Genomic DNA, 21,415 nt, shown 5'->3' with positions numbered 1-21,415 from the left:
CTGGAACACCCCTCATCCGGCCGCTGCGCGGCCACCTTCCCCCACAAGGGGGGAAGGAAAGGTCCAGCTACTTCACCGAGCCGGCCGTCATGCCCATGATCAGGTAGCGCTCGAGCGCGATGCCGATGATCGCCAGTGGCGCGATCGCGGCAGTGGCCAAGGCTGCCATCGACCACCAGTTGATGCCTTGCGAGCCGGTCTGGCTCGCCACCATGACGGGGATGGTCTTGGCGTCGGTCGATGTCAGAAGCGCGGCGAAGAAATACTCGTTCCAGCACAGCACCATCGCCAGGATGAAGGCGGCGACCATGCCGGGCAGGGCGATCGGCATGACGATGCGGAAGAAGGCGCCCCAGATCGACAGCCCGTCGACCAAAGCCGCTTCCTCCAATTCGACGGGAATGGAGTTGAACTGGTCGCGCATGATCCAGATGACGATCGGCAGCACCATCAGCGTGTAGAGGAGCACGAGACCGATGCGGGTGTCGAGGAGCGCCACTTCCCGGTAGAGCACCAGGAAGGGGAGCGCCAGCACGACCGGCGGCAGGATGAGCTGCGACAGGAAGAAGAATGAGATGTCCTCGTTCCTGAACCAGGCGAATTTGTAGCGGTAGCGGACAAGGCCATAGGCGGCGAGGCTACCGATGATGATGGCGAGAGCCGATGCGCCGACCGAGGTGATGACCGAGTTCATGAAGCGCTTGAAGAATTCGTCGCGCACGGTCGAGGTCTGGAAGATCGAATCCGGCGACAGGCCGAGCGAGCGCCAGCCCTTCCAGTCCGGCGTGAAGTCGACGAAGGGGATGAGATGGCCTTGCGTGACGTCGACCGCCGATTTGAAGGAGGTGGTGATCGTCCAGTAGATCGGGAACAGGCACACGAATGCCCAGAAGACGAGCGCGCCATAGATGAAGAGGCGGCTGGTGATGAAGGCCGCCGGCGAGCGGATTTCGGAAACGGTGTAGTCGGTGGTCTGGACGCTCATGATGCCGCTCAGTTGACGTTGCGCACGAAGCGACTGGCGACTTTCAGCAGCCAGGTCACGAACACGATGATGATGATCAGATAGGCCATGGCGAGCATCGTGCCGTAGCCGACATTCGAGCGATCGCGATATTCGCGATAGATGAAGCTCGACACGGAATCGGTGGCGCCGCCGGGGCCGCCGGAGGTGAGCGTGATGATGATGTCGGCAAGCTTCAGCTTGAAGATGATGCGCAGGATCACGGCCGTCACCGACACTGGCAGCATCAGCGGAAAGGTCACCTGCCAGAAGGTCTGCCACGCGGTCGCGCCGTCGACGCGGGCGGCTTCCAGCACCTCGCGCGACATCGCCTGCAGGCCGGCAAGCAGCATGATCATCATGAACGGGACGAAGGTCCAGGCATCGAGCATCATGATCGAGATGCGGGCGGTGATCGGGTCGGAGAAGAAGGCGGGATTGTCCCAGCCGAGATGACGCGCCAGCGTCGCCGCCGGGCCGAACCGGTACTCCATCAGCGACTTGCCGACCATCCAGGAGACGGCGACGGGCGACAGCATCAGCGGCAGCAGGAAGACGACGCGGAAGAACTTTCGCGCCTTGATCTGCGCGTTGAGCAGCAGCGCCAGGCCGAAAGCGATGACATATTCGACCAGCACCGCAAGCACATAGAGCACCATGTTGAACAGCGCATTACGGTAATAGGGGTCGGCCAGCATCTGCCAGAAATTGTCGAGGCCGTTGAACCTGCGCCCGGCAAACGAACTTAGGTTCCAGTCGGTGAGGGCGATGTAAAAGCCGAACAGCGTCGGGAAGATCACCATGGCGATGGTGAAGAGCAGCGCCGGCAAAAGGAACAGCGCGCGCTGCCCGTCCTCGCCGCGCGTCAGCACCTGCCAGGCGCCGAGTGCTGCGCCCCACAGAATGTAGGCGTAGATCACCGGCCGCCAGGTGTCGAAGCCGATCGTGGACATCTCGGTCTTGTAGAGGATCTGCACGACGATGATCGCCAGCAAGCCGAGCGTCGCGACGGCCAGCAGGCTCCAGCCGAGGCGCTTGCGGCCAGCCGGGATCAGGTCGGCCGGATTTGCCGGCCACGCATTCGCGGTCGAAGTCTGCTCAGCCACGCCTTGCCTCTTTGCGATTCAAAACCGGCCCGGCCGGTAAAAATGCGGCCCGGTGACGATGTGCCACCGGGCCGCGACGTCTCGTAAGCCAGCCTACATGCCGAGCGAGGCTTTGTAGAGCTTGACCTGGTTTTCGCGGCCGATCTGGTCGGTCAGCTTTTCCCAGGCCGCTGCGATGGCGTCGGCGCCTTCCTGCGCCTTCATCTTGCCGGCGAAGGTGTTGGCCAGGATGTCCTCGGCAGCGGAGTAATACTGAAAGATGCCGGGGATGCGCGGCTCGATCGCCGCGTTCGGATGGTTGTAACTATCGCCTTCCGACTTGAGATAGGAGGTGATGAACGCCTCGTCATAGCCGGCCGCAACCCATTCGGGAATGTTGAAATGGGAGTTGCGGTAGGGCTGAAAGCCCGACGGATACATCGCCGTCCAGATCGACAGGTCCTTGCCGCCGAGATGGGCTGCGGCCGACCATGCGGCCTTCTTCTTCTTCTCGTCGGCATCGACGCGTGCCATGACATAGACGCCCCAGCCGAGATAGGCGCAGTTCGGCGCATAGTTCGGGCCGCTGGCGAGCTTGTCCCACTTGCCGGTCTTGGAGTTGTAGACATCGTCTGAGCCGGGCAGGATCGAGAAGCCGGTGACATCGCCGATGACCGAGCTGTCGTTGGTCTTGACGTTCGAGCCGACGTCGCCCCACCAGGGGATCATCGAGCCGGTACCGGCCAGGAACTGCTGGAAAGCAGTCGTGTTCGGATCGGCGTTGATCTGGTCGGCAGGCTCGGAGGGCAGGGCGTCGATGACGTCCTGGATGGCGCGCACCCAAGCCGGATTGTTGACGCGCGGCTTCATCGTGTCGGCGTCGAACAGCCAGGCCTTGTCATCGGGATGCTTGGCATAGGCGGTGGCGCGGCTGCCGAGGAAATAGAAGCCGAAACCGCCCCAGGGCTTGGGGGCGTCGAGATAGCCATAGACGTCCTGGCCCTTGAATTTCTTGCCTTTCAGGAACTTGGTCACGGCCTGGACCTGCTGCCAGGTCTTGGGCACGCCCCACTCCGTCAGGCCCGCCTTGTCGCCGCTGTCCGCCTTCCAGGCTGCCGCCAGGTCGGAGTCGGAGAACACGTCGGTGCGGTAGTTGAAATTATGCGCATCGCCGTCGATGGTCACGCGATACTGCTTGCCGTTCCACGTGCCGACCGGCGGCTTGAGATAGTTGACCAGGTCGTCGAAGTCGATCTGCTTCTTGACCCAGTCGGGCATCTCGGAGGTGAGGCCCTTGCCGCAGACATCGCCTTCGAATGGCGCGCCCATCTCGATGATGTCGAAGTCGACGGTGCCGGTGGCGATCGATTGCTGCAGGCGGGCGTTGTAGTCGGCCTGGGCGAGGTCGATCCAGCTGATCTTGGCGCCCGTATAGGCCTCCCACGGCTTCAGGAAACCACGGAACAGCACGTTGTGCAGGTTCTGGTTGTTGAGGCCCATGAAGGTGAGCTCGACACCGGCGAACTCGCCTTCCTTGACGTTGGCCTTTGTCGCTTCCAGGCAGAGCTCGCCGACCTTCTGGAAGTCGGCATCCGTCGGCTGGCCTTTGCCGACGCCCGGGATCTGCAGGATTTTCGCACGCAGACTATCGTCGGCCGCGGCCGGCCTCGTCAGCGCGCCGAGCCCGGCGCCGGACGCAGCGGCGATCGCGGCCATCGAGGCAGCACCCTTCAGCACATCGCGGCGGCTCGCACCGGCGCGCATCAGTTTTTCGTACAGGTCGACTCTCATCTACAGGTTCCTCCCAGAACAACAGCGATTGAATTGAAATGCCAATTTCTCGGACGTGCAAACGTCTACGGTTCTCCTCGATCATACGGGGACGTGGGACCCCACCCTGCGTCGCCGGAGTTCCGATTTCAGGGTAACAGGCCTGCGTCGGATTGGCACTCACCACTATTCGCGTAATCGATTACCTTGTCAACAAGATTGGCTTTTTATCTATAAGATACCGACTTGCCGTTGCCGCTGGCAATGGCTAGCTTCACCGCAAACGATAAAGGGGAGACGATGGCTCAAGTCGCGATCAGCAGTGTGGCCAAGGCGTTCGGGACCGTCAAGGTCCTGCACGAGGTCAGCGTCGACATTGCCGACGGGCAGTTCGTCGTGCTGGTCGGCCCTTCAGGATGCGGCAAGTCCACGCTGCTCAGGATGGTGGCCGGGCTGGAAACGGTTTCCGGCGGCACGATCTCGATCGGCGACCGCGTCGTCAACAACCTGCCGCCGGCCAAGCGCGACATCGCGATGGTGTTCCAGAATTACGCGCTCTATCCGCACAAGACGGTGGAGCAGAACATGGCCTTCGCGCTGAAGCTGCGCGGTACCGATCCAGCCGTCGTCGCAGAACGCGTCAAGCGCGCCGCCGACATCCTCGACCTTGCGCCCTATCTCAAGCGCTATCCGCGTCAGCTTTCCGGCGGCCAGCGCCAGCGCGTCGCCATGGGCCGCGCCATCGTGCGCAATCCGCAAGTGTTTCTGTTCGACGAGCCGCTTTCCAACCTCGACGCCAAGCTGCGCGTGCAGATGCGCACTGAGATCAAGGAACTGCACCAGCGGCTGAAGACCACGACGATCTATGTCACCCACGACCAGATCGAGGCCATGACCATGGCTGACAAGATCGTGGTGATGCGCGACGGCCGCATCGAGCAGATCGGTGCGCCGCTCGAATTATTTGACCGGCCCGCCAATCTGTTTGTCGCCGGCTTTATCGGCTCGCCGGCGATGAACCTGCTCATGGGTACTGTCAAGAAAGGGGGCACGGTGAGGAAGGGCGAGAAACCGGTCGTCGACATTGCCGGCACAGCGTTTCCGATGCCCGCCAACAGTGCCGGCGAGGATGGTCAGGCCGTCGTCTACGGCGTGCGCCCCGAGCACCTGGAGATCCATCCCGACGGCGTCGAGGCCAAGATCTCGGTTGTTGAGCCGACCGGCTCGGAAACCCTGGTGTTCGTGCGCTTCGGCGAGGGCGAGATGGTGGCGCTGTTTCGCGAGCGCCACGACTTCAAGCCGGGCGACACGCTCAAGCTCAAGCCGCGTCTCGACCAGGTCCACCTCTTCGACGCCGAAACCGGCAAGCGACTTTAGATCTTTAGCAATTCCGGACGGAAAACCGCCTTTCCTGGAATTGCTCCAGACCGCACACAGACTTCCGGGAGGAAACCATGCTCAAAGGGATCAATCCGCTGCTCAATGCCGACGTGCTCCAGGCGCTGCGGGCGATGGGCCATGGCGACGACCTGATCATCGCCGACACCAATTTCCCGTCCGATTCGGTGGCGCGGCAGACCGTGCTCGGCAAGCTCTTGCGCATCGATGCGCCGGCGGCCGACGTGGTGAAGGCGGTGCTGTCACTCTATCCGCTGGATACGTTCGTCAACGACGCGGCGGCCCGCATGGAGATCGTCGGCAAGCCGAACGAGATCCCGCCGGTGCAGAAGGAGGTCCAGAAGGAGATCGACACGGCCGAGGGCAAACCCTGGCCGATGATCTCGATCGAGCGCTACGCCTTTTACGAGCGCTCCAAGAAGGCCTATTGCGTGATCCAGACCGGCGAGCGCCGCTTCTATGGCTGCTTTGCCTTCCGCAAAGGCGTTGTGCCGCCGGATGCGGAGTAAGGACATGGCCGCCGCCAAGCCTGTTGTCATCCTCGGTGTGTTCGTCGCCGACACCGCCTATCGCGCCGATCGCCAGCCGCGCATGGGCGAGACGATCCTCGGCAATTCCTTCAAGCTCGGGCCGGGCGGCAAGGGCTCGAACCAGGCGGTGGCTGCCGGCAAGCTTGGCGCCGACATCACTTTCCTGACCAGGCTTGGCGTCGATGCCTTTGCCGACATGGCCAAGCAGACCTGGAGGGATGCTGGCGTCAAGAGCGCCGTGATCGACACGCCGGACAGCTATACGGGTGCTGCCTATATCTTCGTCGAGGAAGGCACGGGCAACAATGCCATCATCGTTAGCCCGGGCGCGGCGATGCTGATTTCCCCCGCAGACATCGAGGCGCATGCCGGCCTGATCGGCTCCGCCGGCGTCTTCGTCACCCAACTCGAACAGCCGATCGACGCGGCCTTAAGGGCGCTGGAAATCGCGCGCGGGGCAGGGGTGACGACCATTCTCAATCCCGCGCCGGCGGCAAGCCTGCCGGACCGCATCTACACGCTCTGCGACTATGTCACGCCCAACGAAACCGAGGCCGAAGGGCTGACCGGCATCAAGGTGTCGTCGGTCGACGACGCCCGCCGCGCCGCCGACGCTCTGCTGGCCAAGGGTGTCGGGGCCGTCATCGTGACGCTGGGAGACAAGGGCGCGCTTCTGCACACCAAGGACCGCTCCGAGCATATCGACGCCGTCAATGTCGGCCCGGTGGTCGAGACCACCGGCGCGGGCGATGCTTTCAACGGCGGTCTTGCCGCCGCTTTGGCAAAAGGCGTCGAGCCGCTGGAGGCCGTGCGCTTCGCCTGCGGGGTCGCGGGCATTTCGGTGACCCGCCCCGGCACCGCGCCGTCTATGCCGACATCGCAAGAGGTCGAGGCGCTGCTGGCGAAGGCATGAACTCGTAGTCCACGCGGTTTATTAGCGGCCTCTTGACCCGGAACGCTCCTCAAGCGAGCGCGTTCATCCTCCTGGTTTGCAACGCCGGAACGGCAGGATGAAGAAATTTTACGAAAAGCCCACGCTCGTGAAGCGGCAGAAGCTCACCGAACGGACGGCCCAGATTGTCGCTTCCGGCGTCGTCCTGGGCGAATGATTTCCGTGATCGGGCTCGGATAGCGCTACAGAATCCTGCTGGTCAGTTCCAGCATCGTCGTTGCGCCTTGCTCGCTGCCGGCCATATGCACGACGCGAAGGACGCGGAGGTCCCTGTTCGTTCCCTCGACCGGTATCGACACGCTTTCGCCGACCCGCGGCAGCTCCTGGAAGGCGAGCTCGTCGACATCCCTCTCATCGTCGATGGAAATCCGACATCTCACAGCCATCTGATTTCTCCCGTTTTACCCGAGGGCTGAACGGAACAAGGTTGGAATGGTTCCGAGAAAGGCGGCGGCGCGTTGTGAGAGGTCCCGCTTCGATCGCGCGCGAGGGGACCGCGCTAAAGTGCGCTGTACAAACCAAATTTTCCGATTGATCCCGTGAAGGAAATGGCGCGAGTGACGGGGCTCGAACCCGCGACCTCCGGCGTGACAGGCCGGCACTCTAACCGACTGAGCTACACCCGCGCACTGACGAGCACGTGTCAGGCGTGTCGTCGTTGAGGCGCTGGATAAGGGGTTCGCCTGCGGGTGTCAAGCGCGGCTTTCAACCATTACAGCAATCAGGAGAAGGTTTTTTGACAGCGGCGTCGAGGCCGGGGAAAACCTGCCGCGACAGGCGCGCCGTGCGGTTCATTTGGCCTTGCGAAGCCGAGCCTAACTGCTTAAAGGTCCGCGCTCAGGCGGGCGATTAGCTCAGTTGGTAGAGCGCTTCGTTTACACCGAAGATGTCGGCGGTTCGAGCCCGTCATCGCCCACCATTACGCCGAACAAGCTTAAGCAGAACGCGGCAGCGGCCCTTGCCAGGGCCACCGCCTTATCGAGCTGCGGTCAGGCCGCTACTGCCTGACGTAGCAGCGCTTGTGAGCGCCTGGAGCGGGATCGTCGCCGAAAGCGTCGTTGCTGCAGCGAACGCCGTTCCTGAAGACGTCCTGCGTGTATTGGCCGCGTGCGCCGTATCTGACCATTGCGCGGCCACGGAAATCGCAGAACTCACCCTCCCTGGCGCAGGCGACCCATTCGCCGCGGTCCGGGCGCGAGCCGTAGTCATCGTCCCCGTAATCGTTGTCATCGCCATAGCCGCCGCCACGCGCCACGAAATAACAGGCCTTCTCGCGGCCGGGGGCGGGGTCGCCAAAAACGCGATTCGAGCAAGGGACGGCTCGACGATCGAAAAACCGGGAGGTCATTCGACCGCGCGCGCCGTAGACCACTTCCGTTGGGTAAGGCAGGCGGCAAATGCCACCCTCGTTCGCGCATCGCCGCAGCTGCTGCGCCGACGCGGTGGTGGGGAACAGGGCCGTAGCGGCCGCGGCCAAGCCGACGAGGCAGATGAAGGCCAGCGTTGCTCGGATCGAGACGTGAAAAGTTCTTAACACGAATTGTCTCCCGGTTTGGTTGTACGCCGGCATCCTACAGCAGGCGGATTAAATGCGCGATGAATGCCTGATCGGGAGGCTATTGTTAACTCGGGCGGTCCTACGGGCGGCCGTGGCTCAATATTTAATGATCCGCCGCTCAACGAGGACCACCAGGCAGAACAGCGCGATCGACAGCGATGACGAAAGAACGATCGCGGCGTAGAGCCGGTCGGACTGATAGTTGAAGGTTGCCTGGATGATCAGCGCGCCGAGCCCTTTGTCCGAGCCGATCCACTCGCCGACGATGGCGCCGATCACGGCGGTGGCCGACGCGATCCTGAGTGACGAGAACAACATCGGCAGAGCACGGGGCAGGCGCAGGCTCCAGAAGACCTCCGAGCGTGTCGCCGACAGCACCCGGAACAGCTCGTGTTCGTTGTCGCTGGCCGAATCGAGGCCGCGGATCATGTTCACCAGCGTCGGGAAGAAGCAGATCACCGCGGCGATGACGATCTTCGGCGTCATGCCGAGGCCGAAGATCAGGATGATGATCGGCGAAAGCGCCAGGATGGGGATGGTGTTGAAGAACAGCACGATCGGGAAATAGGCGGCCTGCAGGACGCGGCTGTGGACGAAGAGCACGGCCAGCAGCACGGCAGCGAGATTGCCGATGACGAAGCCGGCCAGCGCCTCGATCAGCGTCGGCCGCAGATTGTCGACGAGAAGCGCAAAATTCTTCTGGAAGACACCAAAGATAGCGGTGGGCGTCGGCACGATATAGGCCGGCACGCCGAGCAGCGGCAGAATGTATTGCCAGGCAAGCAGGATCGAAGCCGCGCCCAGGACCGGAAGCGCGACCGTCGTTTGCGGGGAGAGCGGCGCCTGTCTCACGATGCGCGCTCCAGCGCCGTTCGCAGATCGGCCATGGCGGCGACGATCGCCGCATCCTCGCGCTTGCAGCGATTGCCTTCCTGCTTGAGGGGCCGCATGTCGAGGTCCTTGACGACACGTCCCGGATTGGCGGCCAGCACGATGACGCGCTCGCCGAGATAGGCGGCTTCGGCGATCGAATGGGTGACGAAGAGGATGGTCGTGCCGCTGCGCCGCCAGAGCGCCAACAGCTCGTCGTTCAACCGGTCGCGTGTGATCTCGTCGAGCGCGCCGAAGGGTTCGTCCATCAGAAGCAATTTGGGCTCGCCGAGCAGGGCGCGCGCGATCGCCACGCGCTGGCGCTGGCCGCCGGAGAGCTGGTGCGGCAGGCGCTCACTGAGGCCGCCGAGTCCCATCAATTCAAGCAGTTCCGTGCTGCGATCCTCGATCTTGCGTGTCAGGCTGCGCAGGCCGACGCCAAGCGGCAAGCGCACATTGTCGCGCACCGTGCGCCAGGGAAGGAGGGTCGGATCTTGGAAGACGAAGCCGACATCGCGGCGCGAGCGCACCGTATGCGGCGTCTGGCCAAGCACGCTGATCGCGCCGCCGAGCGGATCGAGCAGGTCGGCCACCACCCTGAGCAAGGTCGACTTGCCGCAGCCTGACGGGCCCAGGATCGACAGGAAGGAACCGGCCTCGACGGTGAGGTCGAGGCCGGCGAGCACTTTGACGGCCGTCTGCCGGCCGCCATAGCCGACATCCAGCCGTCGCGCTTCGATCGCGTGCGGCATTAGATCAGCACAACGTCTGATTGGACCGTCATGCTGATCTAACTCTTAGTTGGAGCATGATTTTTTCCAAAAGCCGGTTCCCACTTTTTGAGATCATGCTTTACGCGGCGGGCGCGTCGAGCTTGGGCCGGTCGGCGGCCGAGAGTTTGAGTATCTTCGTGGTGTAGACATCGGCGGCCGCCGGGCGACCGTTTGGATACTGGCCAACCTTGTCGAGCAGCGCCAATTGCTCCTCTATCGAGGCCGGGTCGAACGTGCCCCAGCCGTCCTTGGCGGTGGCGCCGTCAAAGGAGAGTTTCAGCACCAGATTGACGGTCTTTTCCTCCCAGCCAAGATCCATTTCCGGATAGGCGGCGACCATCTTCTTGACCGCTTCCTGCGGATTGGCATGCACCCAGCCCCAGCCTTTGCCGACGGCGCCGATGAACTTCGCCAGCGTCTCAGGATCCTTTTCGATTGCCGCGTCGGTAGCGAAATAGACGTCCGCGTAGGAGCTCAGCCCGAGGTCGCGCGTCAGAAGGTCGATGCGGTCGTCGCCGACGACGCTGAGCGCCTGGGTGTTGGTGATCCAGCCGCCGATGGCGTCGACATCGCCGCGCACCAGCGGCGCCTTGTCGAAGCCAACATTGACGATGGTCACCTCCGACGGGTCGATGCCGTTCTTGGCCAGGATCTCGTCGATGACGAAGCGTGCGGTCGGCTGGATGCCGATCTTCTTTCCCTTGAGATCGGAGACACTGCGGATCGGCTTGGCCGGTTTCGAGGTCAATGCATAAGGACCGGTGCGGAAGCCGCAGGCGATGATCTTGATCGGCACGCCGCTGGCGCGGGCAGAATATAGCTGCGGCGTTTCCGAGAACTGCCCAAGCTGGGCGGCGCCCGAAATGACCGGCGGCACGGTCGACGCGTTGGGGCCGCCGGGACTGAACTCGACCTCCAGCCCAGCGTCCTTGAAATAGCCGTTGGCGACGGCCGCGATATCGCCGATCTGGCCGTTGGACATCAACCAGTCATACTGGATGACGACCTTGCCCGCGGCCTTGGCGCCCGGCGTCAGCACCAGCTGCATGCCGGCAGATACGGCCGCAACGGCTGCGATGCCGCCTTTTACAAACGCACGGCGGTTCAATTCGAAGTCCCTGTTCCCACTCATTTTTCGCTCCTGTTGCAGACTTTTTTCGTCTCTTCTCCAGGCGCCGTTCCCTTCGGCCCGGCGTCGTCTACGGCTGTTCGTCGTGGTAATCGCCAGGGCCGCCGTCGAGCCAGGCGTAAAGCTCCCAAAGCGTGTCGTCCGGGTCGCTGAAATAGGCGCAGCGCGCGTTCCAGACGTAATCTTCGGGCGGGCCGCAGAAGGGCACGCCCTTGGCGCTCAATTCGCCGTGCAGCCGGTCGATGTCGGCCGGCGTGTCGAGCTGCACGGCGACGCAAACCTTATGCGCGTGGCGCGGCGATCTCAGGTTGGACACGCCGGTGTGCCGGTTGATGTGGTCGAGCTCCCAGGCAGCGAGCGTCACGCCCTCGCCATGGAAATCGGCAAAGCCTTCGGCGCGGCGGCGCAAGCGGAAGCCGAGCTTATCGACGTAGAAATCGACCGTCCGTTCGATATTTTCGACCAGCAGGCAGACGTCGGAGATGCGGGTGACGCTCGCAGGCATGGCTATCTCGCTCCGGTGTCTTTCGAGAGCGGCAGCTTGACGCCGACGCGGTTGGCGGCGCCGACGATATGGGTGCGCATCGCCGCCTCCGCCGCGGCCGGATCGCCCGCCACCAGAGCCTCATAGATGCGCACATGCTCGCCGACATTGATCTCGACGAGGTCGTGAAGCGGGTTCGTCATGCGCGCGTAGTGGATCGAGTGGCGGATCTGCTCGCAGACGAACGAGATGAAGGTGTGGATGTAGCTGTTGCCGGTGGCGCGCGCGATCTCGCGGTGGAATAGCAGGTCGGCGTCGATGCTGCCTTCTTCCCAACGCTCCTCGCCGCCCATGCGGTCGAGCGCAGCCTTGATCGAATCGAGATGGCCCTGATTGCGGCGCGCCGCGGCGAGCGCAGCCGATTCGGCCTCGAGGATGCAGCGCAGCTCGAACAGCCGCTCCATGTTGTGCGTGTCCTTGAGCGCCTCGCGGTCGATGCGGATCGCTGCTCGCTGCTCGGGCGCCAGCACGAAGGCGCCGACGCCTTGGCGCGCCTCGATTATGCCGTCGGCGCGAAGCTGGGCGATCGCCTCGCGCACGACATTGCGGCTGACGCCGAATTTTTCGGACAGTTCCTGCTCGGTCGGCAGGCGCGCGCCGGGGTTCAATTCGCCGGATTCGATCCCGCGGCTGAGGAAGGCAGCGACCCGGTGCGGCAATGTCTCGACAGTGCCGATGGCGGCCAGTCTCTGCTTCATGGAAAAGTCTCCGTCGCGGGCAACAGGCAACCGGGATTCATCAGGCCCTTGGGGTCGAGTGCGTTCTTCAGCGCCGCGACCATGCGGCGATGCGCCGGCGAAAGCCCGGCCCAGAATTCCTTGCGGCGGCTGCGGCCGATGCCGTGCTCCGCGCTGATCGAGCCGCCGAGACCGACGGCGATTTCATAGAGCCCGGCGATGACTTCGGCACCCCAGGCACGGGCTTCATTCTCGGCGAGTTCGAGCGGGGGCAGCACGTTGAAGTGGATGTTGCCGTCACCGGCGTGGCCGTAGGCGAGCGGGATCCAGCCGGGATGGTCATTCGCGACGAAGCGGCGGGCTCTTTCGATGAGGCTGGGGATGTCGGAAATCCTCACCGACAGGTCGGTGCGCACATGATAGCCACGCTTGGCTTGGCCTTCGACCAGACCTTCGCGGATCGCCCAAAAACTCCTGGCCTGCGTCGTGCTCGCGGCGAGAACCGCGTCGGTTACAAGGCCATTTTCCATGGCATCGCCGAGGAGGCCGGCCAGCAAGCTGTTGAGGTCGATAGCAGCGCTGGATGACAATTCGATCAGCACGTGGACGGGCGCGGCGACCGGCGCCCTCATCGCCGGGTCGATCAGCTTGGCAAGCTCGATGCATTCGGCACCGATGATCTCGAAAGCGGAGATGAGGTCCGAGCAGTCGCGGCGCGCCTGGTTGAACAGCGCCACGGCCGCCTCGAACGAGGCCAGGCCGAGGTAAGCGGTCTCGGTTCGCGCCGGTTTCGGAAACAGCTTGACCTCGACACCGGTGATGATGCCGAGCGTGCCTTCGGAGCCGATGAAAAGCTGCTTCAGGTCGTAGCCGCTGTTGTTCTTGCGCAGACCGGAGAAGCCGTTCCACAGTTCGCCGTCCGCCAGCACGACTTCGAGACCCAGTATCAGGTCGCGCGCCATGCCATAGCGCAGCACGTTGACGCCGCCGGCATTGGTCGCCGCATTGCCGCCGATCTGGCAGCTGCCTTGCGCGCCGAGCGCGAGCGGAAAGAGGCAATCTTGCACCTCGCAGGCGTCCTTGATCGTCTGCAGCACGCAGCCGGCATCGGCTTGCAGCGCGAAATTGTCTCTATCGATCTGCCGGATGGCGTTCAGCCGCTCCAGGCTCAAGACGACCAAGCCGCTGCCCTTGCTGTCGATTGCGCCTGATACCAGCCCGGTGTTGCCGCCTTGCGGAACGATGCCGAGCCCAAGCTCGTTGCACAAGCGCATCAGGGCCTGGACTTCGCCGACAGAGCCGGGCCGCAGCACGGCAAGCGCTTCGCCGCGATAATCGCCCGCCCAGTCGCTCAGATATTTCGCCATTCCAGCCGGCTCGGCGGCAATGCCGTTTCGGCCGACGGCGCCTTCCATGGCGCTGAGTATTTCCGGCGAGAGGCGATGAACGGTCATCAAGGTTCACGTCTGGATATCGGGTGATACATATCATCCTACAACTTAGTTCGAGTCAATCGCTCTGTTCGGCGAACAGGTCACCGGCTCGTTCAAGGCAGGTGGAACTAACCATGGCGTCCGGCAAGCCGAGACTGCTCGGTAGGCCCTGCCTATGCACCGTCCTGGCCGATTGTCGTCGCTCACGACCACCGCGATGGTAGGACGATAGGGCTTCGTCCCCGACCGGTGAGGAGAAAAGATGATTGAACTGCCTTTTGCCCGCGCAGAGTACCAGCGGCGGCTCGGAAAAATCCGCGCTGAGATGGCCAGGCGCGGCATCGAACTCCTCATCGTCAACGACGTCGCCAACCAGCACTACATCACCGGCTATGACGGCTGGTCGTTCTATACGCCACAGGTGGTGCTTGTTCCGATCGAGGACGCGGAGCCTGTCTGGATAGGCCGCGCCATGGATGCCGCCGGCGGCTTGCTGACGGCCTGGATGAAGCCGGAAAACGTCGTCGGCTTCCCGGAGGACCATGTCCAGCGCGCCGACCGGCATCCGATGGACTGGATCGCGGCCTGGATCGTCGCCAAGGGCTGGGGCAACCGTCACATCGGCATCGAACTCGAAGCCTATTATTTCTCGCCGAAGGCGCATGCGCGGCTCGTCGCCGGACTGCCCAACGCCAAATGGCACGACGCCGACCTGCTCGTGAACTGGATCCGCGCGGTCAAATCGGCGCCGGAGATTGACTATCTGCGCAAGGCCTCGAAACTGGCAGAAGCGGCGGTCGCGCGGGCCTATGAGGTCATCGCGCCAGGTGTGCGAGAATGCGACGCGATTGCTTCCATTCAAGCGGCCCAGATCGCCGGCAGCCCGGATTTCGCCGGCGACATCACGGCGCTGCCGCCGACGATCCTCGGCGGCGAAAACGCATCGGCGCCGCACATCATGTGGAGCGACCGGCGTTTCGGAAAGGACGAAACCATCGCGCTCGAGCTCGCCGGCGTCTGCCGCCGCTATGCCGCCGGGCTTGCCAGGACCATGCAGCTCGGCAAGACGCCGGCCCGCGTCGCGGACACGGCAAAGGCGGTGATCGAGGGCATGGATACGGTGCTCGACACCGCCCATCCAGGCACGACCGCCGAAGCGGTCGAAGCGGCCTGGCGCAAGGTGATTGCGCGTCACGGGCTGAAGAAGGAATCGCGCATAGGCTATTCCATCGGCGTTGCCTATCCGCCGGATTGGGGCGAGCATACGATCAGCCTGCGGCCCGGCGACAAGACGGTGCTGCAACCGGGCAATGTCGTTCATTCCATCCTGGGCATGTGGATGGATGGCTGGGGCATCGAGATCAGCGAGACCATTCTGGTGACCGAGACCGGCAACGAGACGCTGACGAAGTTCCCGCGGGATATCCATGTCAAAGCCTGACCGGCCGTCTTCGGCGAGCGATACGGCGCGCGAGATCGATGCCGGAATTCTCGATCAGATGATCGAGATCCGACGCCATCTGCATCGCCACCCCGAGCTGTCGAACCGGGAAGCGGGCACTCAGCGTTATTTGCGCGAGATGCTTGCAAAGGAAGGGATCACCGAAATCCGTGATGTGGCCGGCTACGGGCTTGCCGTCGACATCGTCGGCACCGGCCGGCCTTCGAACCGCAAAGTGGCTATCCGCGCCGATATCGACGCTCTGCCGATCGAAGAGGAATCCGGCGTCGACTTTGCGTCGCAAAATCCGGGCGTGATGCATGCCTGCGGTCATGACGCCCATGCCGCGATGGGCTTTGCGGTCGCCGCGCACCTGCATGGCTCGCGCGACAGTTTTGGCGGAACCGTTCGCCTCATCTTCCAGCCGGCCGAGGAAGATGAACCGTCAGGCGGCAAACGGGTGATCGAGGAGGGGCTTCTCGACGACATCGATGCCGCGATCTGCGTCCATGTCGATCCGTATACGCCGTCTGGCAAGATCGCCGTCGGCCCGGGCCCCTACACTCTCGCCTGCGACACGTTCGATGTGCTGGTCACGGGCTCGGCGGCGCATGCGGCAAAGCCCTATGAAGGCATAGACGCGCTGACTGTCGCCTGCTCCATGGTGAGCGAGCTGCAGAAGATCGTTTCGCGCGAGACCGATCCCTATGATCCGCTGGTCATCTCGGTGACCGCCATCAATGGCGGCAATGCCTATAACGTCACTGCCGGCAAGGTCGCGTTCAAAGGCACCATCCGCAGCGGCAACGACGCCACTCGCGAGCGCGCCTGGCGCCGGCTTCGCGAGATGCTTGAAGGAATAGCGGCAAGCCACGGCGCCAGCGTAAAGATCGACATCCGCCGGGGCGAACCGGGCGTCGTCAACGATGCCGGTATGGCCGCGCTCATCATGGCCGGCGCCAGGGCCAGCATCGGCGCAGACAATGCTCTCAACATGCCTGGATGGAGTATTGCCGACGACTTCGGTTACTACAGCGAGAAACGTTCGTCTGTGTATTTTCGGCTCGGCATCCGCAACGAGGAGGTCGGATCGGTCTACCCGCTCCACCATTCCAAGTTCCGTGTCGACGAGACGGCGTTGAAGAACGGCGTCCTTACTCTGGTTTCGGCGGCAACGATGTACCTGGCCGGACAGGAGAATTACGGCGCTTAGCCGGCCCGCAGGCGCCTTTGTCGGATAAGCCGGTCAAAGGTATTGCGCGACCTTCTTGCCGACAGTGAGGAAGCGCAGCGGGTCGACCGCCTCGCCATCGTGGCGCACCTCGTAGTGAAGGTGCGGGCCGGTCGAGCGGCCGCTGCTGCCGGTCTTGCCGATGATGTCGCCGGCGGCGAGCTTCTGGCCGACAGTGACGTCGATCTCGCTCAGATGTCCGTAGCGTGTGGCAAAGCCGTTGCCGTGGTCGACCTCGACCATGCGGCCGTAGCCTCCGGCCCAGCCGGCCCTGGTGACGATGCCGGCAGCCGTGACCTTGGCCGGCATGCCGATCGGCGCCCTGAAATCCATGCCCGTGTGCAGGGCGGCGCTGCCCAGGATCGGGTCCGTGCGTACGCCAAACGGGCTGGTCACCGGATGGCCAGGGGCGGGGTTGGCGAGCGGCAGCTTGCGCGCCTCCTTCTTGACCCCGTCAAGCGCGTCGAGCGCCTCGTCCAGTTCCTTGACCTTGCTGTCGAAAACCAGCGAGGGATCGAGCGGCACCAGTGGGCCGCCGACGTCGCTTTTGTTGAGCTCGCTGTCGACCGGCAAGCCCGCGGCTTCCAGCGCCTGGGTTATGGCATCGGCATTCTTGTAGGCGCTGTCGGCAAGCGTGGTGATGCGCGAGAGCTGCTGGCTCTCGATGGCCTTCAGCGATGCGTTGATCGAGACGAACAGCTTGTCGGCGCGGTCGGCAGCCGTTTCTCCATCGAGCGGATCGGACCTTGTCGACCAAAGCGAGAAGGGCTTGGTGTCGCCGGCGCTCAAGGATGCGACGGAATAGGTCGGCGCCTGGGAGAGGCTGCCGGTGATCTCTGCGTGTTCGTCGGGTTTGGCCGCCGCGGCGCCTGCCGCGGGCGCGTCGCCAACCTCGTTCTCGGCACGCTCGAGGATCGGGCCGAGCCGCCCGTGGCGCTCGCTGAGCTGTGTCTGCCTGGCCAAGAGCTCGCTGACCTTGGTTTCCATCAGTTGCTGATCGAGAAGTTGGCGGCTGGTGATGCGGTCGACCTGGGCACGAAGGGCCGAGATGCGATCCTCATAGGCCTGCTGCATGCGCGCCTGCCTGGCCGTCGTGGCGCCGATCAGGTCGTCGCGCAACACCAGATAGGATGTGGCAAGCAGATAGCCGATGGCGATCGCCGCCAGGGCCGAGCCGAGGAAGGCGGCGAGCCAGGGGCGGATGGTGAAATGCCTTATCTCGTTGCCGCGGGCGATGATGACCGTGTGCGGTTCCTTGCGCCTGCCGAAGACAGCTGACTGACCGGTTGGTTTCACGGGGACCAGGCTTTCGTTACGGGACCAACGACAAGCCTGATTACACATTATTAGGGTTAACAAAGGCTTGCCGGGTCGACCGCGCGGGGCCGAATGCACGCAGCACGGGCACGAGGTTGCGCGAAAATCTCCTGGACGCGCCGCCATGTCGCTAAATCGTTGGCAACGAACACTAATGTTCTGCCAGGGGCAGCCTGTAGCTCTCAGAGTAAGGCGCGGTTTCTTAACTCTCTTCGATTGCGTTTAGTTGACGTTTTTCGAGTAAAGGCGTGTTGGTGTTTGGGATTCACCGTGGCGGTAGGAATGCTGGACGATCTGGTTGGCAAGATCCTCGACAAGATTTCGGGCACCAGTCTGCTGGCGACCGGGCTTTTGCTGCTGACTGCCTTTGTCAGCGCGCTTGTAGCCTATTGGCGCACGGTCGAGGAGAAGAGCTGGAAGGAGTTCTTCGAATTCGTCATCCCGCATGAGGTCATCACCCATCCCTCCGCGAAGGCCGACCTTCTGTTCTGGGTCACCAAGAAGGCCCTGATGCCTTTCCTGATGCTGCCCGCCGGAATCGTCTTCGTCACGGCGGTGGGGTACGGGACCAACTGGCTGTTTTCGACACTGCTCCACTTTCAGCCGCCTCTGATCGGGGGGCCGGCAGGGCCGGTGACGGTTCTGATCTTCACCGGCAGCATGCTCCTCGCCTACGACATTTCCTATTATCTCTATCACGTCGCCCAGCATCGCTATCCGCTGCTTTGGGAACTGCACAAGGTGCATCACTCGGCCGAGGTGATGGTCGGGATCACCAAGGACCGGGTCCATCCGCTCGACGAGTTGATGAACCGAGCCTGGGACGGCATCATCGTAGGGTTCTGCTTCGGCATCTGGTCGCTGATTTCGCTGAACCTTGTCGAACTGACCGTTTTTGGCGTCAACGTCTATGTCATGCGTAACATCCTGATGATGGATTTCGTCAGGCACACGCATTTCAAGATCTCGTTCGGCCCGCTCAACCATTTGATCCTGTGTCCCCACTGGCATCAGTTGCATCACAGCGTCGATCCGCGCCACTACGACAAGAACTTCGGGCTGCTCTTCTCGTTCTGGGACCGGCTCTTCGGAACATTGTGTGTGCCGAGGCCTGACGAGGACTTCAAGTTCGGGCTGGTCGACCGCGATGTGCGTGACTATCAGTCGCTCGCAGGCCTCTACGTCATGCCGCTGAAGCGGATGTGGGGGCATATCGCCAGGCGCGTCCGGCCCGGAAAGCCACGGTCACGCACCTCGCGAGCCTCGGAGGGGACACCGCCATGAACGGTCCCGTTGTGCTCGCAATCGCGCGGACACACACCTTCGAAGTCGTGACGTCGGCGGCGCGCCTGGCCGAGATCGCACCGGCCTGGAGGGCGCTCTGGCAGCGAGCTGGCGGGCTTGTCTTCCAGCACCCGGACTGGATTGCGGCCTGGTGGCGCACCACCCCGCAGCAGGAGCGGCGCGCGCTCAGGATTGGGCTTGCCTGGAACGGCGACCGGCTCGACGGCGTGATAGCGCTCGCGACCTTCAGGCGTTCCGGCATCCGCATACTCGAATGGGCGGCGAAGGATCACAGTGACTATGGCGACGCGCTGGTTGCACCCGACAGCGACCCGCGGGCGATCTCCCGCCTCTGGCAGTATGTTTTTGACCAGGGTGGCTTCGACCTGATCTATCTCAACCGTCTGCTGCCGGATGCCGGTGTTCATGCCCTGCTGGAACCGGCCCATGGCAAGGCGCTTCGGCCCAATCACCGCACTGAAATCAGCTATCGTGTCGCTGGCTCCTGGCAGCGTGGGGCGGAATGGTTCGAGACGTTGTCCAAGAAGGGCCGGCAGAACTATCGTCGTGGCCGCAAGTTCATGGAAGAAAGCGGTGCATTGCGTTTCCGGCTGCTGGACGCGGCGGAGTCGCGCGAGCCGGTGCTCGAGCGCGTCGCGGCCTTGAAGCGCCTCTGGCTCGCTCGCCATGGCCGTGCCTCGGATCTTTTCGATAAGGGCTCGCCGGTTCTTGCCGCGCTTACTTCGGTGCTGGCCGACCTCGGGCTGTTGCGCATCTTCGTGCTGGAGCTAGACGACACGATCGTCGCCGTCTCGATCAATTTCGAGCAGCATGGCACGATGATGGCTTTCGTCACCACCTATGATCCCGAATACGAGCGCGCCTCGCCGGGCATGGTGCTGATGATGGACTATATCCAATGGTCGTTCGACCGTGGCCTTGCCACCGTCGATTTTCTCTGCGGCGGCGAGGATTTCAAGCGGCGCTTCGCCACGCAATCAGTCACGCTGTCGTCCATGATGGGTGCGCGCGGTTTGCGTGGCCATCTTGCCGCGCTGGCCGATCAAGCGAGCCATCGTTCGAAATCCTGGAGGACGCAGCGGCAGCCGAAGGCCGAGGCACCTGACGAGTAACGACCATAATTGTCGATTGCTTTGATGGGCTTTGGCGACGCTCAGAGCGCGCGCACGGCCTCGAGTACTTCTTCGGCATGGCCCTTGACGCGAACCTTGCGCCAGACGCGGGCAATGCGCCCATCCTTGCCGATCAGGAAGGTGGCGCGTTCGACACCCATATAATTGCGCCCGTACATCGTCTTCTCGACCCACAAATGATAGGCCTCGATCACCTTGCGCTCCTCGTCGGCGACGAGATCGACGGTGAGATCGTGCTTCGCCTTGAATTTGTCGTGTTTCTTCACGCTATCGGGGGACAGCCCGATCACTTCGACGCCGGCCTTCTCGAACTCCGGCTTCAAATGCGAGAAGCCGATCGCCTCATTGGTGCAGCTTGTGGTGTCGTCCTGCGGGTAAAAGTAGAGTACAACGGGCTTGCCCCGGAGCGCGGCGAGACTGAGGGAGCCGCCGCCGTCACGCGGAAGATCGAATTGGGGCGCTGCGTCGCCCACCTCGAGATCAGCCATATCGATGCCCTTGTTTGCGGTTACGCGCGGGAATGCATCGATATAACGTGAGGCGGGGATTCGTCCATGACGAGTTCGTCACAACGGAAGATTGCTTGGATCAGGAAGACCCGCAGCACGAGAAGATCAGGTTCAGGCGTGACGAGATCACCGACCTGGCGAAGCTCCCGTCTGCTTGCAGCGTGCCGCCGCTCGGCCGCGCGGTGGTGCGGCGGCGCTTCCGCGTCCTCGGCCGCGTGTTTGCCGGGCTTTGCGCGCTCGTGCTTCTGGCGGCGGCGGGCGTCTATGTCCTGGGGGCCTCGGGCATCGGCACGGAACGGCTCCGGGCCGAGGCGGAGACCGCCATCGAGAAGCTGGCAGGGGTCGACGTCAATGTCACCGTCGGCGCGGCGCGGCTGACCCTGGACGGATCGAGCTTCATCGCCCTGCAGGTGAACGATGTCAGCCTCAAGACGGCTGACGGCAAGCCGATGGCCGATATCGGGCGAGTGCGTTTCGGCATGCGCCTGCTGCCGCTGCTTTCGGGCGATGTCCGGCTGACCAGCGCCAGATTCTCCAACGCGCACATTGTCGTGGCCGCCATGCCTTCGGGCGGCGGTGACTGGACGGCGGCGCTGCGCAACGAGAACGGGCTTGTCGACCCGGAGAAAGTGTCGGCGGCGGCATTCGCCAGCGTCAACGACGCGCTGGATGCCGTGCGCGAGGACTCGATACGCCAGATCGATTTGCACAACGTCGAGTTCGAATTGCCGGACACAGGGCTCGTCAAGCGCGTGAC

21 protein-coding genes, 2 tRNA genes and 1 pseudogene are annotated in these 21,415 nt (G+C 63.3%); 10 read left to right on the top strand and 14 right to left on the bottom strand.

Annotation, left to right across the window (positions count from 1 at the left end; translation table 11 throughout):
• Positions 1 to 67 precede the first annotated feature (67 nt).
• The 3 genes from EOA23_RS11345 to EOA23_RS11335 all read right to left on the bottom strand — a co-directional run bounded on the left by EOA23_RS11345 (position 68) and on the right by EOA23_RS11335 (position 3,879).
• Positions 68 to 985, bottom strand: a complete 918-nt coding sequence (locus EOA23_RS11345) for a carbohydrate ABC transporter permease (RefSeq protein ID WP_127304153.1) — start codon at positions 983 to 985, stop codon at positions 68 to 70.
• A gap of 8 nt (positions 986 to 993) precedes the next feature.
• A complete protein-coding gene (locus EOA23_RS11340) occupies positions 994 to 2,109 on the bottom strand; it encodes a sugar ABC transporter permease (RefSeq protein WP_127304151.1) in 1,116 nt (371 codons plus the stop codon).
• A gap of 93 nt (positions 2,110 to 2,202) precedes the next feature.
• A complete protein-coding gene (locus EOA23_RS11335; protein WP_127304149.1) occupies positions 2,203 to 3,879 on the bottom strand; it encodes a sugar ABC transporter substrate-binding protein in 1,677 nt (558 codons plus the stop codon).
• Between the two features lie 279 nt (positions 3,880 to 4,158).
• On the opposite strand from EOA23_RS11335, the gene ugpC reads away from it, so the two are divergent.
• The 4 genes from ugpC to EOA23_RS35665 all read left to right on the top strand — a co-directional run bounded on the left by ugpC (position 4,159) and on the right by EOA23_RS35665 (position 6,895).
• The gene (gene ugpC / locus EOA23_RS11330; protein ID WP_127304147.1) at positions 4,159 to 5,235 is read left to right on the top strand and encodes a sn-glycerol-3-phosphate ABC transporter ATP-binding protein UgpC; all 1,077 of its coding nucleotides are present in this window, start codon (positions 4,159 to 4,161) and stop codon (positions 5,233 to 5,235) included.
• Between the two features lie 77 nt (positions 5,236 to 5,312).
• On the top strand, positions 5,313 to 5,765 hold the full coding sequence (locus EOA23_RS11325; protein WP_127304145.1) for an RbsD/FucU family protein: 453 nt from the start codon (positions 5,313 to 5,315) through the stop codon (positions 5,763 to 5,765).
• Between the two features lie 4 nt (positions 5,766 to 5,769).
• The gene (rbsK, locus tag EOA23_RS11320) at positions 5,770 to 6,699 is read left to right on the top strand and encodes a ribokinase (protein WP_127304143.1); all 930 of its coding nucleotides are present in this window, start codon (positions 5,770 to 5,772) and stop codon (positions 6,697 to 6,699) included.
• Between the two features lie 97 nt (positions 6,700 to 6,796).
• Positions 6,797 to 6,895 carry a putative RiPP precursor gene (locus tag EOA23_RS35665; protein WP_189341582.1) on the top strand — a complete coding sequence of 33 codons (99 nt, stop codon included), beginning with the start codon at positions 6,797 to 6,799 and terminating at the stop codon, positions 6,893 to 6,895.
• A 25-nt stretch (positions 6,896 to 6,920) separates the two neighbouring features.
• Here the strand turns inward: EOA23_RS35665 and EOA23_RS11315 are convergent, their stop codons facing one another.
• Positions 6,921 to 7,124, bottom strand: coding sequence for a hypothetical protein (locus tag EOA23_RS11315; protein ID WP_127304141.1), 204 nt, complete (start codon positions 7,122 to 7,124; stop codon positions 6,921 to 6,923).
• Positions 7,125 to 7,287: 163 nt separating this feature from the next.
• Positions 7,288 to 7,364 (bottom strand) — tRNA-Asp (locus EOA23_RS11310).
• 217 nt (positions 7,365 to 7,581) lie between these two features.
• On the opposite strand from EOA23_RS11310, the gene EOA23_RS11305 reads away from it, so the two are divergent.
• A tRNA-Val gene (locus EOA23_RS11305) sits at positions 7,582 to 7,657 on the top strand.
• Between the two features lie 78 nt (positions 7,658 to 7,735).
• Here EOA23_RS11305 and EOA23_RS11300 read toward each other — a convergent pair.
• The 7 genes from EOA23_RS11300 to EOA23_RS11270 all read right to left on the bottom strand — a co-directional run bounded on the left by EOA23_RS11300 (position 7,736) and on the right by EOA23_RS11270 (position 13,743).
• Complete coding sequence (locus tag EOA23_RS11300; protein WP_245474127.1) at positions 7,736 to 8,275, bottom strand: hypothetical protein; 540 nt, start codon at positions 8,273 to 8,275, stop codon at positions 7,736 to 7,738.
• 117 nt (positions 8,276 to 8,392) lie between these two features.
• Positions 8,393 to 9,148: an ABC transporter permease gene (locus tag EOA23_RS11295; RefSeq protein ID WP_127304139.1), complete on the bottom strand. Its 756-nt coding sequence runs from the start codon at positions 9,146 to 9,148 to the stop codon at positions 8,393 to 8,395.
• On the bottom strand, positions 9,145 to 9,918 hold the full coding sequence (locus EOA23_RS11290) for an ABC transporter ATP-binding protein (protein ID WP_127304137.1): 774 nt from the start codon (positions 9,916 to 9,918) through the stop codon (positions 9,145 to 9,147). The genes EOA23_RS11295 and EOA23_RS11290 overlap by 4 nt, the downstream gene beginning before the upstream one ends.
• A 100-nt stretch (positions 9,919 to 10,018) precedes the next feature.
• Positions 10,019 to 11,071, bottom strand: coding sequence for an ABC transporter substrate-binding protein (locus EOA23_RS11285; RefSeq protein WP_189341581.1), 1,053 nt, complete (start codon positions 11,069 to 11,071; stop codon positions 10,019 to 10,021).
• A gap of 67 nt (positions 11,072 to 11,138) precedes the next feature.
• Positions 11,139 to 11,573 (bottom strand): VOC family protein, encoded by a 435-nt coding sequence (locus EOA23_RS11280; RefSeq protein ID WP_189341580.1) that lies wholly within the window; start codon positions 11,571 to 11,573, stop codon positions 11,139 to 11,141.
• A 2-nt stretch (positions 11,574 to 11,575) separates the two neighbouring features.
• Entirely contained in the window at positions 11,576 to 12,310 is a 735-nt protein-coding gene (locus EOA23_RS11275; RefSeq protein WP_127304133.1) for a FadR/GntR family transcriptional regulator, read from the bottom strand.
• Positions 12,307 to 13,743 carry an FAD-binding oxidoreductase gene (locus EOA23_RS11270; RefSeq protein ID WP_245474125.1) on the bottom strand — a complete coding sequence of 479 codons (1,437 nt, stop codon included), beginning with the start codon at positions 13,741 to 13,743 and terminating at the stop codon, positions 12,307 to 12,309. Before EOA23_RS11270 ends, EOA23_RS11275 begins: the two co-directional genes overlap by 4 nt.
• Positions 13,744 to 13,984: 241 nt before the next feature.
• On the opposite strand from EOA23_RS11270, the gene EOA23_RS11265 reads away from it, so the two are divergent.
• A complete protein-coding gene (locus EOA23_RS11265) occupies positions 13,985 to 15,163 on the top strand; it encodes a M24 family metallopeptidase (RefSeq protein ID WP_127304132.1) in 1,179 nt (392 codons plus the stop codon).
• On the top strand, positions 15,150 to 16,376 hold the full coding sequence (locus EOA23_RS11260) for an amidohydrolase (RefSeq protein WP_127304130.1): 1,227 nt from the start codon (positions 15,150 to 15,152) through the stop codon (positions 16,374 to 16,376). Before EOA23_RS11265 ends, EOA23_RS11260 begins: the two co-directional genes overlap by 14 nt.
• A gap of 33 nt (positions 16,377 to 16,409) precedes the next feature.
• On the opposite strand, the gene EOA23_RS11255 is transcribed toward EOA23_RS11260, so the two are convergent.
• Positions 16,410 to 17,690 carry a M23 family metallopeptidase gene (locus tag EOA23_RS11255; protein ID WP_127304128.1) on the bottom strand — a complete coding sequence of 427 codons (1,281 nt, stop codon included), beginning with the start codon at positions 17,688 to 17,690 and terminating at the stop codon, positions 16,410 to 16,412.
• A 303-nt stretch (positions 17,691 to 17,993) separates the two neighbouring features.
• On the opposite strand from EOA23_RS11255, the gene EOA23_RS11250 reads away from it, so the two are divergent.
• The gene (locus EOA23_RS11250; RefSeq protein ID WP_127304126.1) at positions 17,994 to 18,995 is read left to right on the top strand and encodes a sterol desaturase family protein; all 1,002 of its coding nucleotides are present in this window, start codon (positions 17,994 to 17,996) and stop codon (positions 18,993 to 18,995) included.
• Complete coding sequence (locus tag EOA23_RS11245) at positions 18,992 to 20,128, top strand: GNAT family N-acetyltransferase (RefSeq protein WP_127304124.1); 1,137 nt, start codon at positions 18,992 to 18,994, stop codon at positions 20,126 to 20,128. Before EOA23_RS11250 ends, EOA23_RS11245 begins: the two co-directional genes overlap by 4 nt.
• A gap of 41 nt (positions 20,129 to 20,169) precedes the next feature.
• On the opposite strand, the gene EOA23_RS11240 is transcribed toward EOA23_RS11245, so the two are convergent.
• Positions 20,170 to 20,637 carry a peroxiredoxin gene (locus tag EOA23_RS11240; protein WP_127304122.1) on the bottom strand — a complete coding sequence of 156 codons (468 nt, stop codon included), beginning with the start codon at positions 20,635 to 20,637 and terminating at the stop codon, positions 20,170 to 20,172.
• A 95-nt stretch (positions 20,638 to 20,732) separates the two neighbouring features.
• On the opposite strand from EOA23_RS11240, the pseudogene EOA23_RS11235 reads away from it, so the two are divergent.
• Positions 20,733 to 21,415 (top strand): annotated as a pseudogene (locus tag EOA23_RS11235) (hypothetical protein); the annotation flags it as partial.

Source organism: Mesorhizobium sp. M2A.F.Ca.ET.042.01.1.1, assembly GCF_003997405.1.
In the GTDB taxonomy this organism is placed as follows: domain Bacteria; phylum Pseudomonadota; class Alphaproteobacteria; order Rhizobiales; family Rhizobiaceae; genus Mesorhizobium.
The sequence above is the reverse complement of the archived record's forward strand: the minus strand, read 5'-3'. Positions and strand labels throughout refer to the sequence as shown.